At 36.7% G+C, this 15,634-nt stretch carries 14 protein-coding genes and 2 riboswitches; of the genes, 11 read left to right on the plus strand and 3 right to left on the minus strand.

All coding sequences use genetic code 11. The features are described 5' to 3' along the window. The first annotated feature begins 188 nt into the window (after nucleotides 1-188). Genes tsaE through tsaD form a run of 4 tightly spaced genes read left to right on the plus strand, consistent with a single transcriptional unit; the run spans nucleotide 189 to nucleotide 2,806 of the window. The gene (gene tsaE / locus LOK41_RS25275; RefSeq protein ID WP_241818794.1) at nucleotides 189-662 is read left to right on the plus strand and encodes a tRNA (adenosine(37)-N6)-threonylcarbamoyltransferase complex ATPase subunit type 1 TsaE; all 474 of its coding nucleotides are present in this window, start codon (nucleotides 189-191) and stop codon (nucleotides 660-662) included. Continuing rightward, nucleotides 643-1,335 (plus strand): tRNA (adenosine(37)-N6)-threonylcarbamoyltransferase complex dimerization subunit type 1 TsaB, encoded by a 693-nt coding sequence (gene tsaB, locus LOK41_RS25280; RefSeq protein WP_241818795.1) that lies wholly within the window; start codon nucleotides 643-645, stop codon nucleotides 1,333-1,335. Before tsaE ends, tsaB begins: the two co-directional genes overlap by 20 nt. 11 nt (nucleotides 1,336-1,346) lie before the next feature. Next, nucleotides 1,347-1,790 carry a ribosomal protein S18-alanine N-acetyltransferase gene (gene rimI, locus LOK41_RS25285; protein WP_241818796.1) on the plus strand — a complete coding sequence of 148 codons (444 nt, stop codon included), beginning with the start codon at nucleotides 1,347-1,349 and terminating at the stop codon, nucleotides 1,788-1,790. Next, complete coding sequence (gene tsaD, locus LOK41_RS25290; RefSeq protein ID WP_241818797.1) at nucleotides 1,790-2,806, plus strand: tRNA (adenosine(37)-N6)-threonylcarbamoyltransferase complex transferase subunit TsaD; 1,017 nt, start codon at nucleotides 1,790-1,792, stop codon at nucleotides 2,804-2,806. Before rimI ends, tsaD begins: the two co-directional genes overlap by 1 nt. Nucleotides 2,807-3,080: 274 nt before the next feature. Here tsaD and LOK41_RS25295 read toward each other — a convergent pair whose 3' ends face one another. Beyond that, complete coding sequence (locus LOK41_RS25295; RefSeq protein ID WP_241818800.1) at nucleotides 3,081-5,006, minus strand: ABC transporter ATP-binding protein; 1,926 nt, start codon at nucleotides 5,004-5,006, stop codon at nucleotides 3,081-3,083. Between the two features lie 184 nt (nucleotides 5,007-5,190). Between LOK41_RS25295 and LOK41_RS25300 the strand changes: the two genes are divergently transcribed. Beyond that, nucleotides 5,191-5,820 carry a redox-sensing transcriptional repressor Rex gene (locus LOK41_RS25300; RefSeq protein WP_174103229.1) on the plus strand — a complete coding sequence of 210 codons (630 nt, stop codon included), beginning with the start codon at nucleotides 5,191-5,193 and terminating at the stop codon, nucleotides 5,818-5,820. A gap of 25 nt (nucleotides 5,821-5,845) precedes the next feature. On the opposite strand, the gene LOK41_RS25305 is transcribed toward LOK41_RS25300, so the two are convergent. Both LOK41_RS25305 and LOK41_RS25310 read right to left on the minus strand, forming a co-directional pair. Continuing rightward, the gene (locus LOK41_RS25305; RefSeq protein ID WP_016117046.1) at nucleotides 5,846-6,040 is read right to left on the minus strand and encodes a YdiK family protein; all 195 of its coding nucleotides are present in this window, start codon (nucleotides 6,038-6,040) and stop codon (nucleotides 5,846-5,848) included. 2 nt (nucleotides 6,041-6,042) lie between these two features. Further along, nucleotides 6,043-6,786, minus strand: coding sequence for a CPBP family intramembrane glutamic endopeptidase (locus LOK41_RS25310; RefSeq protein WP_241818798.1), 744 nt, complete (start codon nucleotides 6,784-6,786; stop codon nucleotides 6,043-6,045). Between the two features lie 431 nt (nucleotides 6,787-7,217). Here LOK41_RS25310 and groES point away from each other — a divergent pair, with 431 nt between their 5' ends. The 6 genes from groES (at nucleotide 7,218) to LOK41_RS25340 (ending at nucleotide 15,423) form a co-directional block, all read left to right on the plus strand. Continuing rightward, on the plus strand, nucleotides 7,218-7,502 hold the full coding sequence (groES, locus tag LOK41_RS25315) for a co-chaperone GroES (RefSeq protein ID WP_000917306.1): 285 nt from the start codon (nucleotides 7,218-7,220) through the stop codon (nucleotides 7,500-7,502). 37 nt (nucleotides 7,503-7,539) lie between these two features. Then, nucleotides 7,540-9,174 (plus strand): chaperonin GroEL, encoded by a 1,635-nt coding sequence (groL, locus tag LOK41_RS25320; RefSeq protein ID WP_174103227.1) that lies wholly within the window; start codon nucleotides 7,540-7,542, stop codon nucleotides 9,172-9,174. Nucleotides 9,175-9,565: 391 nt separating this feature from the next. After that, nucleotides 9,566-9,667, plus strand: a riboswitch (purine riboswitch). Nucleotides 9,668-9,828: 161 nt separating this feature from the next. After that, the gene (gene guaA / locus LOK41_RS25325; protein WP_217448149.1) at nucleotides 9,829-11,367 is read left to right on the plus strand and encodes a glutamine-hydrolyzing GMP synthase; all 1,539 of its coding nucleotides are present in this window, start codon (nucleotides 9,829-9,831) and stop codon (nucleotides 11,365-11,367) included. A gap of 164 nt (nucleotides 11,368-11,531) precedes the next feature. Continuing rightward, nucleotides 11,532-11,633, plus strand: a riboswitch (purine riboswitch). A 128-nt stretch (nucleotides 11,634-11,761) separates the two neighbouring features. Then, entirely contained in the window at nucleotides 11,762-13,087 is a 1,326-nt protein-coding gene (locus LOK41_RS25330; protein WP_174103212.1) for an NCS2 family permease, read from the plus strand. 139 nt (nucleotides 13,088-13,226) lie between these two features. Then, nucleotides 13,227-13,928, plus strand: a complete 702-nt coding sequence (locus tag LOK41_RS25335; protein ID WP_174103211.1) for a response regulator transcription factor — start codon at nucleotides 13,227-13,229, stop codon at nucleotides 13,926-13,928. Then, the gene (locus LOK41_RS25340) at nucleotides 13,912-15,423 is read left to right on the plus strand and encodes a sensor histidine kinase (RefSeq protein WP_241818799.1); all 1,512 of its coding nucleotides are present in this window, start codon (nucleotides 13,912-13,914) and stop codon (nucleotides 15,421-15,423) included. Before LOK41_RS25335 ends, LOK41_RS25340 begins: the two co-directional genes overlap by 17 nt. Nucleotides 15,424-15,634 lie beyond the last annotated feature (211 nt).

Here is a 15,634-nt window from a genome sequence, read left to right on the forward strand (position 1 = left end):
ATACAAAGAAAAGAACGAAACAAGTTGTTTCGTATTTTTTTATTTATTTTTAAGAAAACTTATAAAGACAGTCAATCTTACCCTTAGGAAAATTCCTAAGGTCTTTTTTATATGTTCAAAATGAAACAAAGGGAAAAAATCTGTATAATAAAGAGCAGAGAATATTGTGAGTAAGGTAGGTGAAACCTTTGAATAAATATGAAATAAAGACAACTTCTTCTGAAGAGACGCAGAACTTGTCAGAAAAGTTAGGGAACCTTGTTAAAGAACAAGATGTACTTATTTTAGAAGGAGACTTAGGTGCAGGTAAGACAACATTTACAAAAGGTCTTGCAAAAGGACTTGGTGTGAAACGAGTGGTAAATAGTCCGACATTCAATATTATTAAAGAGTATAAAGGGAGATTACCACTATATCATATGGACGTGTATCGTTTAGCGGAAAGTGAAGAAGATTTAGGGTTTGATGAGTATTTTTATGGTGAAGGTATAACAGTGGTAGAATGGGCTCATTTAATTGAATCTTTTTTACCGAATGAGAAATTAAAAATAAGCTTGTTCCATACAGGTGATGACACAAGGAAAATTGTGTTAGAACCAAGTGGTGAACGTTATATTAGATTATGTGAGGAGCTATTACAAGATGAAAGTACTAGCAATTGATACTTCAAATTACGTAATGGGTGTTTCTCTTATGGATGGAAATACTGTTACCGGAGAAATCATTACGAATTTAACCAAAAATCATTCTGTGCGCCTTATGCCTGCAGTAGAACAACTTCTAAAGGAATGTAATGTAAAGCCGAAAGAGTTAGATAAAATCGTTGTAGCGGCTGGTCCTGGATCTTATACAGGGGTTCGAATTGGTGTGACGGTTGCAAAAACATTAGCTTGGTCATTGCAAATACCGATTGTCGGTGTGTCTAGCTTAGAAGTAGTGGCGGCGAACGGAGCTAATTTTCAAGGTGTTATTTGTCCATTGTTTGATGGACGTCGCGGACAAATTTATACGGGCCTGTATACATATAAAGAAGAGCAGTTATCTTCTATAGAAGATGATCGAATCGTTCTTATTGTGGATTGGTTACAGATGTTAAAAGATAAGGGACAACCTGTTTTATTTATCGGAAATGACGTAGCTCAACATAAAGAAACGATTGTAGAATATTTAGGGAACCAAGCTGTGTTTGCTTCTTGTACAAAGAACAACCCAAGACCAAGTGAGCTTGCATTTTTAGGATTACAAAAAGAGGAGCAAAGTGTGCATACATTTGTTCCAAGCTACCTCCGTTTAGCAGAAGCAGAAACAAAATGGCTAGAAAGTCAGAAACAATAGGGGTTATCATAATGGGTATTGCATTTAGAAAGATGACGACTGATGACATTCCTCAAATTGTAGCTATTGAGGAAGCGTCTTTCCCAACGCCTTGGACTGCTGATGCATTTTATCGTGAATTAACGACGAATGAGTATGCACATTATGTTGTCGTAGAAAAAGATGATGTGGTAATCGGATACTGTGGATTGTGGATAATTATTGATGAATCACATATTACGAACATAGCCATTTTGCCAGAATACCGCGGTCAAAAACTAGGAGATGCCTTGATGAAAGAAATAATGAATCAAGCAAGGGAAATGGGAGCGAAAACAATGACACTTGAAGTTCGTGTGTCAAATGAAGTAGCGAAACAGTTATACCGAAAATATGGATTCCAAAATGGTGGGATTCGGAAACGATACTATACAGACAATTATGAAGATGGTCTTGTAATGTGGGTGAATATATAATGGAAAAAAATACGATTATAATTGGTATTGAAACGAGCTGTGACGAAACAGCTGTAGCAGTTGTGAAAAATGGAAAAGAAATAGTGGCAAACGTTGTCGCTTCGCAAATTGAAAGCCATAAGCGTTTTGGCGGGGTGGTACCAGAAATTGCATCGCGTCATCATGTAGAACAAATTACAGTTGTACTAGAAGAAGCGTTAAAACAAGCGAACATTACATTTGAAGATATTGATGCAATTGCTGTGACGGAAGGACCGGGTTTAGTAGGAGCACTTTTAATTGGTGTAAATGCAGCGAAAGCAATTGCATTTGCACATAATATTCCTCTTGTTGGCGTTCATCATATAGCTGGGCATATTTACGCGAATCGTTTAGTGAAAGAACTACAATTCCCATTATTATCACTTGTTGTGTCTGGAGGACATACAGAGCTTGTGTATATGAAGGAACATGGTTCATTTGAAGTGATTGGTGAAACGAGAGATGATGCAGCAGGAGAAGCATATGATAAGGTTGCACGTACATTATCGATGCCTTATCCAGGGGGGCCTCATATTGATCGTCTTGCCCATGAAGGAAAGCCGACAATTGATTTACCTCGTGCATGGCTAGAGCCGGATTCGTATGACTTCAGCTTTAGTGGATTGAAATCAGCAGTTATCAACACTGTGCATAACGCAAAACAACGTGGTGAAGAAATTGCGCCAGAAGATTTAGCAGCTAGCTTCCAAGCGAGCGTAATAGATGTACTTGTGACGAAAGCAGCGCGTGCAGCAGAAGCGTATGATGTAAAACAAGTATTGCTTGCTGGTGGTGTTGCAGCAAACAAAGGACTTCGTGCACGTTTAGAGGAAGAGTTTGCAAAAAAAGAAGAAATTGAGCTTATTATTCCACCGTTATCCTTGTGCACAGATAATGCAGCGATGATTGCAGCAGCGGGCACAATTGCATATGAACAAGGAAAACGTGCAACATTGGCTTTAAATGCAAATCCAGGATTAGATATTGAAGCATAGTTATACACATAATTAACCACAACCTGTGGATAAAACCCATATTATCTGTTGATAATATGGGTTTTATTGTGAGTATTAAATGTGTATAACTTTTTTCTGGTTTGTTGATAATGTGGAAAAGTTATTTTTGTGTTTATATAATAAAGGTGGATATGTGTATAAGGTTGTGGATAATAGTGTTGAGGTCAGACCTTTGACTATTTGTATTGAAAAATAAACAAGGTAGTTGAATGGCTTTCAACTACCTTGTTTTCGACCTATGAATATATAGGGATTATACGTGTAATTCTTCCCATTCAGCCATAAACTTCTCTAATTGTTCTTGTTTTGTTTGCTTTGCTGTTGTAATTTCACTAGCTCTTTCATAATCAGCGTATACTTCAGGAAGGCATAGTTCCTCTTCTAATTTTGCAATTTCCTCTTCCAACGTTACAATGTTTTGTTCGATTTCTTCAATTTTTCGGGCACGCTGACGCTCCTGTTTTTTACGCTCTTTTTCTTCAAGATAATTTAATTTCTCTTGAGCAATAGTTTTTTGGACTGGTGCATCTTCTTCTTGTTTTTCAAACTCAGCACGTTCAATCATTTCATTTTTCTTTTCAATATAGTAGTCATAATCACCTAAATATTCTTGTGCACCAGCTGTCGATAACTCAACAACTGTAGTTGTGACACGGTTAATAAAATAGCGATCATGCGAAACGAATAAAAGAGTTCCTGGATAATCAATTAAGGCATTCTCTAGAATTTCCTTACTATTTAAATCAAGGTGGTTTGTTGGCTCATCGAGAATGAGTAGGTTTGATTTTTGCATCATTAATTTCGCTAGAGCTAATCGAGCTTTTTGACCACCACTTAGAGAAGATACAGGCTTTAATACATCATCCCCTGTGAATAAAAAGTTACCGAGTATCGTACGAATTTCTTTTTCCGGCTCTAGCGGATAATCATCCCATAATTCATTTAAAACACGCTTAGATGATGTTAAGTTTGCTTGTTCTTGATCATAATATCCAATAGATACATTTGAACCGAAAGAAACTTCACCGCTTAGTGTGTTTAATTTATTCACAATTGATTTTAATAATGTAGATTTTCCAATACCATTTGGACCGACTAATGCAACGCTATCACCACGGGTTAAGCGCATGTTTACATGTTCAATGATTGGTTCTTTGTCATATCCGATAGAAACATCTTTTACTTGTAATACGTCGTTTCCGCTTTGTTTTTCGATATCAAAGTGGAAGGATGCAGATTTAGAGTCACCTAATGGCCGAGTTAGTAATTCCATTCTGTCTAACTGCTTTTGACGACTTTGTGCACGTTTTGTTGTAGACGCACGGGCAATATTTTTTTGGACGAAGTCTTCAAGTTTCGCAATTTCCTCTTGTTGTTTCTCATAACGTTTCATTTCTTGCTCATATAGTGCAGCTTTTAAATCTAAATATTTACTGTAGTTACCAACATATCGTCTGCTTTCTTTATTAGAAATTTCATATACTTGTGTAACAAGTTTATCTAAAAAGTAGCGATCGTGGGACACGATTAAAATAGCGCCAGGATAGCCTTGTAAATATTGTTCAAGCCATGTTAATGTATCAATATCTAAGTGGTTTGTTGGCTCGTCCAAGATGAGTAAGTCTGGTTTTGTAAGCAGTAACTTCCCAAGAGCAAGTCTTGTTTTCTGTCCGCCACTTAACGTAGAAATTGTTGTTTGGTGTGTTTCCACTGGAAAACCAAGTCCACTTAAAATGGAGCGAATATCTGCTTCATATTGGTAACCGCCTTGATCTTTGTAGTCTAACTGTAGTTGATCATAATCAGCGAGTAATTTCTCGTACGTAGCAGTATTTGAAAAGTTCTCTTCCTGCCCCATTTCGTGCTCTAGCCTTCGAAGTTTCTTTTCCATTTGTTGCAGGTGAGAAAAGACAGTAAGCATTTCATCCCAAATTGTTAAGGTTGTTTCTAAGCCAGTATTTTGGGCTAAATATCCGATAGAGACATCCTTTGGTTTTATAATTTCTCCGCCATCGTGAGATAGTTCACCAGCAATTATTTTTAATAATGTAGATTTTCCAGCACCATTTCGACCAACTAGTGCAATACGATCTCTTGTTTGAACTTCCAATTTAATGTTTGCAAGAATTGTTTCAGCACCGTATAATTTTGAAAGCCCATTCACTTGTAATAAAATCAATGTTTTCACCTCAAATAATTTCTTAACTTTGCCATGTTTATATTTCTCAATCATACTAAAAATAGTGTATAGTTTAAAATAAAGAGAGAAGTCTTCTCTCTATTATACAAGGAAAGTCATAAGTGCTAAACTTATGTATTTGTTTTAAATCTGTGAACAAAGATAGGAAGAGAGGAGAGGTTACATGGATCAGCAAAAGATTCCACAGGCCACTGCCAAACGATTGCCTCTATACTATCGATTTATCCAAAACTTATCTCTTTCTGGTAAGCAACGTGTTTCATCGGCAGAATTGAGTGAAGCTGTAAAGGTAGACTCAGCAACAATTCGGAGAGATTTTTCATATTTTGGAGCGTTAGGGAAAAAGGGCTATGGATATAATGTAAATTATTTATTATCGTTCTTTCGAGAAACGCTTGATCAAGATGATATAACACGTGTAGCACTTATTGGAGTGGGTAATTTAGGGACCGCTTTCTTACATTATAATTTCACTAAAAATAATAATACAAAGATTGAAATGGCATTTGATGTTAATGAAGAGAAAGTTGGAAAAGAAATCGGAGGAATTCCTGTATATCATTTGGATGAATTAGAAGATCGTTTAACAAATGAGATACAAGTGGCAATATTAACAGTACCTGCTACCGTTGCACAAGCTGTAGCAGATCGATTGGCTGAAACAAATGTACACGGAATTTTAAATTTTACACCGGCGCGATTAAATGTGTCAGAAAATATAAGAATTCATCATATTGATTTAGCTGTAGAATTACAAACACTCGTTTATTTTTTGAAAAATTATCCACAATAAAACGCAGAGGAAATCCCTCTGCGTTTTATTGTTGCTTTTTCTTTGTAAATTTGACTAAGATAAGTCGAAGTGCCAAATTAAAATCAATTGTTGCCATAGCAGCAAACAGCAGTGTCCCAAAGTTCCAAATTGTATCTGTAACGTTCGTAATTGCGAAACGTGTGAAGACACATCCAAGAAGGAAATACAGTGCTGCCATGAACAATGGTGAGTTCCTCATATTTAAAATCCTCCGATAAATCCTTGCATTTTTTCTGCTTGTTTAATCATTTCTTGTATTTGTTCGTTACTTACTAGTACTTGAGTTATTGCGACTAATGTATTCATGGCAACGTGAGCCATAATAGGAACGATGATTCGTTTTGTTTTCACATATAGAAAAGCGAAAACAAGTCCCATGGAAGTGTATACTAACAAGTGTGTAAAATCAAAGTGAATTGCTGCGAAAACAAGCGAACTAATAATTGCCGCGATAAAGAAATTAAATCTTTTATAGAGAGTTCCAAATAAAATTTTTCTAAAGACAATCTCTTCTAAAATAGGGCCAATGATTGATATAACAATAAGAAACCATGGAGTAGCTCTTGCTATTTCCATCAAATCTTGTGTGTTTTGAGAACCAGGATTAATCCCTAATAATCGCATTTCAATATTAGCTGCAAGTATTTGAGCAAACATAGCTAAAAAGAAACCAATAAAAATCCAGCCGATTGTCGCAGGAACACTAGCTCGCTTCGTATCTAAATGTCTATCGCGAATATCGGTTCTAAGTAGCCAAAGTATAATACATAATGCAATGAAAAAGCTGATGATTGACCAGTGACCAGCCATGATTTGCATTTTTTGCTCTCGTGAAACTGCCATATTATCATATAGCCCTGTTTTGAAAAGGAGCCATATTCCAACAATTCCCGATAGTTGCATCAGAATATATGTAACTATAATCCACCAATATTGTTTTTTCAAATGGGTTAACCATCCTTTCTAACTCTAGTTTATGAGATAAGGCGAGATAACATGTAAACATCCCGCTGTGGGATACGTAATAACCGTTTGGATTATGATTTTTTTGTAAATCTTTATTTGAAAATGAAATAGATAACAGGAAAAAGCAGTGCCTATAGAGAAAATAACTTATGGCATCTTTCATATTGTAACATACGATAAGTGGAAAAGCCGATTCATATATCGCGTGCCTTCTTAATAATGGTTATAAGGGAGAATTATTTTTTAGAAAGGCGTATAGAAAAAGTTTATCTAGTAATTTGCGAAAAAATTATGATTTTTTTACTTGCAAAAGAAAATTAGATTATTTATTATTATAAGTGTGTTAGCACTCGTGGTCTTTGAGTGCTAATAAAGAAAATTTACATAGGAAAATGAGGAGGTTATTGTTCATGCTAAAGCCATTAGGTGATCGCGTTGTAATTGAGCTTGTTCAAGCAGAAGAAAAAACAGCAAGTGGTATTGTATTACCAGACACTGCAAAAGAAAAACCACAAGAGGGTAAAGTTATTGCAGTAGGTACTGGTCGAGTGCTTGAAAATGGTGAGCGTGTTGCTTTAGAGGTAGCAGCAGGTGATCTTATCATCTTCTCAAAATATGCAGGTACTGAAGTGAAATATGAAGGTACAGACTACTTGATTTTACGTGAAAGTGACATTTTAGCAGTTATCGGTTAATTATATACATTTTAAAAATCCAAGGGGGTCAATTATTATGGCAAAAGATATTAAATTTAGTGAAGAAGCACGTCGTTCGATGCTTCGTGGTGTCGACACTCTTGCAAACGCAGTAAAAGTAACACTTGGACCAAAAGGTCGCAACGTTGTACTTGAGAAAAAATTCGGTTCACCACTTATTACAAATGATGGTGTAACAATCGCGAAAGAAATCGAATTAGAAGATGCATTCGAAAACATGGGTGCAAAATTAGTAGCAGAAGTTGCTAGCAAAACCAATGACGTAGCTGGTGACGGAACAACAACTGCAACTGTATTAGCACAAGCTATGATTCGTGAAGGTTTAAAAAACGTAACAGCTGGTGCGAACCCAATGGGCCTTCGTAAAGGTATCGAAAAAGCTGTTGTTGCGGCAGTAGAAGAATTAAAAACGATTTCTAAACCAATCGAAGGTAAATCTTCTATCGCGCAAGTAGCTGCTATCTCTGCTGCTGACGAAGAAGTAGGTAAACTAATTGCTGAGGCAATGGAGCGCGTTGGTAACGACGGCGTTATTACTTTAGAAGAATCTAAAGGCTTCACAACAGAATTAGATGTAGTAGAAGGTATGCAATTTGATCGTGGATATGCATCTCCTTACATGATTACTGATTCTGACAAAATGGAAGCAGTCCTTGATAACCCATACATCTTAATCACTGACAAAAAGATTTCTAACATTCAAGAAATCTTACCAGTGTTAGAGCAAGTGGTACAACAAGGTAAACCACTTCTTATCATTGCAGAAGATGTAGAAGGCGAAGCGTTAGCTACATTAGTAGTAAACAAACTTCGTGGTACATTCAATGTAGTAGCTGTTAAAGCTCCTGGATTTGGTGACCGTCGTAAAGCAATGCTTGAAGATATCGCAATCTTAACTGGTGGCGAAGTAATCACTGAAGAACTAGGTCGTGACTTGAAATCTGCTACAGTTGCATCTTTAGGACGCGCTGGTAAAGTTGTTGTAACAAAAGAAAACACAACTGTAGTTGAAGGTGTAGGAAGCACTGAACAAATCGAAGCTCGCATCGGTCAAATCCGTGCGCAATTAGAAGACACTACTTCTGAATTCGATCGTGAAAAATTACAAGAGCGTCTTGCTAAACTTGCAGGCGGCGTAGCGGTAATTAAAGTAGGTGCAGCAACTGAAACTGAGTTAAAAGAACGCAAACTTCGCATTGAAGATGCACTTAACTCAACTCGTGCAGCAGTAGAAGAAGGTATTGTTGCAGGTGGCGGTACTTCACTTATGAACGTATACACTAAAGTAGCTTCTATTTCAGCTGAAGGTGACGAAGCAACAGGTATCAACATTGTACTTCGTGCATTAGAAGAGCCAGTTCGCCAAATCGCAATCAATGCTGGTCTAGAAGGATCTGTAGTTGTAGAACGTCTAAAAGGCGAAAAAGTAGGCGTTGGTTTCAACGCAGCTACTGGCGAATGGGTAAACATGCTTGAGTCTGGTATCGTAGACCCAGCAAAAGTAACTCGTTCTGCACTTCAAAACGCAGCATCTGTTGCAGCTATGTTCTTAACAACTGAAGCTGTAGTTGCTGACAAACCAGAACCAAATGCACCAGCAATGCCTGACATGGGCGGCATGGGCATGGGCGGTATGGGCGGCATGATGTAATTTCATCCGCTGGCGGAACATCCATCTCTATATAGAGGTGGATGTTTTTTTTGTTTTTTCATTTATATATCCATTTGAATTTTTCAATCTAGAAGTAAGTCGCGGTTATGAAAACAAAAGAAGATCTCCACTCGTTTTCTCTTTCTGTTTTTACGTGGCATAGCGCTAAAACAGGTACTGACCGCTTCTACTCGTGAACGGATCCTCTCTTCCATCTAAAAGGAATGGTTTTGTGTTAGTTTTTCAATCTGTATTTATATAGAAGTGGATGTATATGAAACCTCTATATTTATAGTGAAGAAAAGTTTTATTGTACAAGGAAAATAATTTCTGTAGAATTTTGTCGCTTTCTCTCTTGACCATATCGATACTTCATTGTTAGAATCTAGGAAGATAATATAAAACAATCCTTCATATATCCTCAATGATATGGTTTGAGAGTCTCTACCGGGTTACCGTAAACAACCTGACTATGAAGGCAGTGCGTCTTATATTTATAAAGAGCGGAATACTATCTTTATAAAGTCAGACCCCTGCCTTTTCTTTGTTATGAGACTGAGGGCGGAGGACTGGCTTTTTTTATTATATTGGTAATGCTTTTTGCCAAATTGGTGAAAATATTTATATACGAGAACTAACGTTGGGGTGATTATTTTGAAGAAACAGCACGATACGATTATCGTTTTAGATTTTGGGAGTCAATACAATCAGTTAATTGCACGTCGAATTCGTGAGTTCGGTGTATACAGTGAACTTCATCCACATACAATTACTGCAGAAGAAATTAAAGCAATGAATCCAAAAGGGATTATTTTCTCTGGTGGACCAAACAGTGTATATGGTGAAAATGCATTCCACTGTGATGAAAAAATCTTTGAATTAGGCTTACCGATCTTTGGTATTTGCTACGGCATGCAGCTGATGACACAACACTTTGGTGGAAAAGTAGAACGTGCAAACCATCGTGAGTACGGAAAAGCAGTTCTGAAAGTAGAGAACGAATCAAAATTATATGCAAACCTTCCAGAAGAGCAAGTTGTATGGATGAGCCATGGTGACTTAGTAACAGGTTTACCAGAAGGTTTCGTAGTAGATGCAACAAGTGAGTCTTGTCCAATTGCTGGTATGAGCAATGAAGCGCAAAAATTATACGGTGTACAGTTCCACCCAGAAGTACGTCATTCTGAGCACGGAAATGATTTAATCAAAAACTTTGTATTCGGCGTATGTGGTTGTTCTGAAGGATGGAACATGGAGAACTTTATCGAAGTAGAATTAGAAAAGATCCGTGAAACAGTTGGCGACAAAAAAGTACTATGCGCACTTAGCGGCGGTGTAGATTCTTCTGTTGTAGCAGTATTAATTCATAAAGCGATCGGTGATCAATTAACATGTATTTTCGTTGACCACGGTTTACTTCGTAAAGGTGAAGCAGAAGGCGTTATGAAAACATTTAGCGAAGGCTTCCACATGAACGTTATTAAAGTGGATGCGAAAGAACGCTTTATGAATAAATTAAAAGGCGTTGAAGATCCAGAACAAAAACGTAAAATTATCGGTAACGAATTTATTTACGTATTTGATGATGAAGCTTCTAAATTAGAAGGAATGGACTTCTTAGCACAAGGTACACTGTACACTGACATCGTTGAAAGTGGTACAGCAACTGCACAAACAATTAAGTCTCATCATAACGTTGGCGGACTTCCAGAAGATATGCAATTCAAATTAATTGAACCATTAAATACGTTATTTAAAGATGAAGTACGTGTATTAGGATCAGAACTAGGAATTCCTGATGAAATCGTATGGCGTCAACCGTTCCCAGGTCCAGGACTTGGTATTCGTGTATTAGGTGAAATTACAGAAGAGAAATTAGAAATTGTTCGTGAATCTGATGCAATTTTACGTGAAGAAATCAAAAAAGCAGGCTTAGACCGTGAAATTTGGCAATACTTCACTGCACTTCCTGGCATGCGTAGTGTAGGTGTTATGGGTGACGAGCGTACTTACGACTACACAGTAGGTATTCGTGCAGTAACATCTATCGATGGTATGACAGCTGACTGGGCACGTATCCCTTGGGACGTATTAGAGAAAATCTCTGTACGTATCGTAAACGAAGTAAAACACGTTAACCGTATCGTGTATGATGTAACGAGTAAGCCACCAGCAACAATCGAGTGGGAATAGAATAAGGTTTATTCGCTTAAAGGGAGATCCATCTATGATTTTATGCATAGATGGATCTTTTTTAATCTATTTATACGAACGAAAATATGTGTTTGTGTAAAAATGTTCGCTTTTAGATTGACATATACCTGTGTGTGAGTTAATATGAGTATGTAATTGATGCGAAAAATGAATATTACAGCCGTCGTATAATATCGGGGATATGGCCTGAAAGTTTCTACCTAGCTACCGTAAATGGCTTGACTACGAGGCGTTTGTATAAAGGTTAGGGGAAATCTACCTTTGTTTATAGAACGCTTCCATGTATACGCAATGGAGGCCTTTTTTATTTTTATAGATAAAAGAGGGTTAGGGAGGATTACGACGAGTAATCATATAACGGGGGAAACGTAGGATGAAACGTTATTTTCAGTTTGATGAACTCGGCACGAATTATAAAACAGAGTTCATTGCGGGGTTAACGACATTTTTATCTATGGCTTATGTACTTTTTGTCAATCCTGCTACACTGTCACTGGGAAATATTAAAGGGTTACCAGCTGGAACAGGAATGGATCCAGGTGCGGTGTTTGTTGCTACTGCATTAGCAGCAGCAATTGGTTCACTCATTATGGGAATTTTCGCGAAATACCCAATCGCTTTAGCTCCAGGTATGGGAATCAACGCATTCTTTGCTTATACAGCAGTGTTAACAATGGGGATTCCGTGGCAAACTGCGATTGCCGGAACATTAATGTCAGGTATTATCTTTATTATTCTTACTGCTTCTGGTATTCGTGAAAAAATCATTAATGCCATTCCAGCAGAGTTAAAGTTTGCGGTAGCGGCAGGTATTGGTTTGTTCATCGCCTTTCTTGGGTTTCAAAATGCCGGAATTATAGTGAAGAATGATGCGGTCCTTGTTGGATTGGGGGATTTAACAAAGGGTACAACATTACTTGCGATTTTCGGTGTAGTAATTACAGTGATCTTGATGATTAAAAAGATAAATGGCGCGGTTTTTTACGGTATGATTCTTACAGCGATTCTTGGAGTAGCAACAGGGTTAATTGATACACCAAAAGCTATAGTAGGTGCAATCCCGAGTTTAGAACCTACGTTCGGTGTCGCTTTCCAGCACTTCGGAGATATCTTTACTGTTCAAATGGCGATTGTTATTATAACGTTCTTTTTCATTGATTTCTTTGATACAGCGGGTACACTTGTAGCGGTTGCGAACCAGGCAGGATTAATGAAGAATAACAAATTACCACGTGCGGGAAAAGCGTTATTTGCAGATGCGATTGCAACTGTAATTGGTGCGATTCTGGGTACATCTACAACAACGTCTTACATTGAATCGTCTGCAGGGGTAGCGGCAGGAGGACGTTCAGGATTTACAGCAGTTGTAACAGCAGGATTTTTCTTGCTAGCACTTTTCTTCTCGCCATTACTAAGTGTCGTAACTGCGGCTGTAACGGCACCAGCATTAATTATTGTTGGGATCTTGATGGTTTCATCTTTAGGTGAAATTGATTGGAAGAAGTTCGAGATTGCAGTACCAGCATTCTTTACGATTATTTCTATGCCACTTACGTATAGTATTGCAACAGGGATCGCGATTGGATTTATTTTCTATCCGATTACAATGGTTGTAAGTGGTCGACGTAAAGAAGTTCATCCAATTATGTATGTTATGGGAGTTTTATTTGTACTATATTTCATCTATGTTCGTCAATAAAGGGGGTTTTAAAGGTCTAGACTAAGGGGAGTCTAGACCTTTTTTGCGTCTTCAGAAAATCTTAAGGATTTCAGAACGTTTTTCTTCAGAAGTTTTTTTATAATAAGAAATAGGGATTTTAAAAGTTAGGGGTGATATTGTGGCTCAAGAAACAATACTTGTTGTAGATGATGAAAAAGAAATTCGGGATTTAATTGCGATTTACTTAAAAAATGAAGGATATAAAGTATTACAAGCTGGGGATGGGGCAGAAGGGTTAGATATATTAGAGAAGAATGAAGTGCATTTAGTTGTGTTAGATATTATGATGCCAAAAATTGATGGGATCCATATGTGTATGAAGGTAAGAGAAGTAAAAGAGATGCCGATTATTATGTTGTCAGCGAAAACACAGGACATGGATAAAATTTTAGGATTAACAACAGGAGCGGATGATTATGTAACAAAACCATTTAATCCGTTAGAACTTGTGGCACGGGTTAAATCACAATTGCGTCGATATATGAAAATGAATGGTTTTGTTGTTCAAAATGAAAACGAGATTGAAGTTGGGGATATGAAAATAAATGTCTCAACACATCAAGTAACTGTGATGGATAAAGAAGTGAAATTAACCCCAAGAGAATTTTCAATTCTAGAATTGCTAGCTCGTAATGTTAGTATGGTCTTTAGCGCAGAGCAAATTTATGAAAAGGTTTGGAACGAACGATCCTTTCAATCTGATAATACTGTGATGGTACATATTCGAAAAATCCGTGAGAAAGTCGAAGAGAATCCGAGAAAACCGCGTTATATTAAAACCGTGTGGGGAGTGGGGTATAAAATTGAGAAAGATATTTAGGCCGATTACCTATGTATACGAGAAAATAAAAGGATGGATTAGAAAAGGGATAAAAAGTGTTAGACGGAGTATTCGAATTCAGCTTATTACTACGTTTACTGCCTGTGCATTATTAGGGATTTTTGTATCGACAAAGATAGTGGCGCCTATTTTTGAGGATTCAAGTCGAAATGCTGAAATTAATTATAGGGATGGCATGGAGCAAATTAATCGTAAAGCTCAAAGTACAGCAGAAATGATGGTTACGGAAAATAAGTTAGATGCTTTGCAAAATATGATAGAGTTAGAAAATCAAAACTTAGAACAGGGACATGAAGCTTTTAAAATATTAATTACTGATGAAAGTGGTAAGGTTCTGTATAAAACGAAGCAGGCACAAGAGGAACAAATTAATTTGCATAATACAATTCGCAATGCGACATCATTTGCTATCAATTATTCAAATAATAATGATATTGAAAGGTCGAGAAAAGAGTTTATTACTTTTTCACCTATTACAATTGAAGATAAGAACTTATATATGTTTGTGAGTGGAATTCCTCAAGGAGAGGTAGTGTATTATAAAGTAGAAGGCCCATTTCCGTTTCTAATTGGTGTATTTGTATTTATTTTCTCTTTCTTCTATATAACAAAGAGAAAGATGAAGCAAATTGAAGCAATGGCACAAGGGGTAAAAGAAATAGAAAAAGGGAACTTGGCTTATCGTATTGAGAAAAAAGGGGAAGATGAGATCGCTGCATTGACTGAAAATATTAATAATATGGCTGAAGAGCTTATGGTTAATATTGAAAGAGAACGTAAGCTAGAAAAACAAAAAAATGAACTCATTACGAATGTATCGCACGATTTACGGACACCACTTACTTCTATTATGGGATATTTGCGCTTGCTACGTGATTCAAAATATGAAAATAAAGAACAACATGATGAGTATATGAGAATCGCATTTTCAAAATCGGAGCAGTTGAAGAATTTAATAGAGGATTTATTCGAGTATACAAAACTAACGAATGAAAATATTGTCTTGGAAAAACAAGAAGTATGTATGAATGAACTCCTTGATCAATTAATAGAAGAATTAGTGCCACAGGCAGAAGAACATAGTCTTGTATTTATTAAAAAGTTTCCCGAAGAACGTGTGTATGCTGCTGTTGATTCAGAGAAAATTGTTCGTGTATTTGAAAATCTATTAATGAATGCAATTAAATATAGTAAGGATGATGGAGAAATCAAGGTTTCTCTTGAAAGACAACGTCGTAATATTCAAATCTCTGTTGCGAATTATAGCGAAGAGTTTACGAGAGAGGAGCTAGGGAACTTATTTGAACGTTTTTATAAGAAAGACCAATCTAGAAGTAGAGTCACAGAAGGATCAGGTCTTGGACTTGCGATTGCGAAAAGTATTGTAGAACTTCAAGGTGGAGAAATTCGAGCTGAATATAGAGACGGAGTGATTCAGTTTATTGTTTCATTACCAGTTATAGAGGGAAAGTAAATAAAGAAAGTGTTGTGGGAAAAAGACTTACTTAATAGGAGGTAAGTCTTTTTTATATTTTTTTAGAAAAACGTATTGACGGTTATATAAAAGAGGTGTAATATTATACGAGTCGCTGATAGCAACAAGCAAAACGCGACAAACGAAATAAAAAACTTAGTTGACATTACAAACTGGAAATGTTAACATAAAGAAGTCGCAAATGAGCGGC

This window comes from Bacillus sp. TL12 (assembly GCF_022625245.1).
Classification (GTDB): domain Bacteria; phylum Bacillota; class Bacilli; order Bacillales; family Bacillaceae_G; genus Bacillus_A.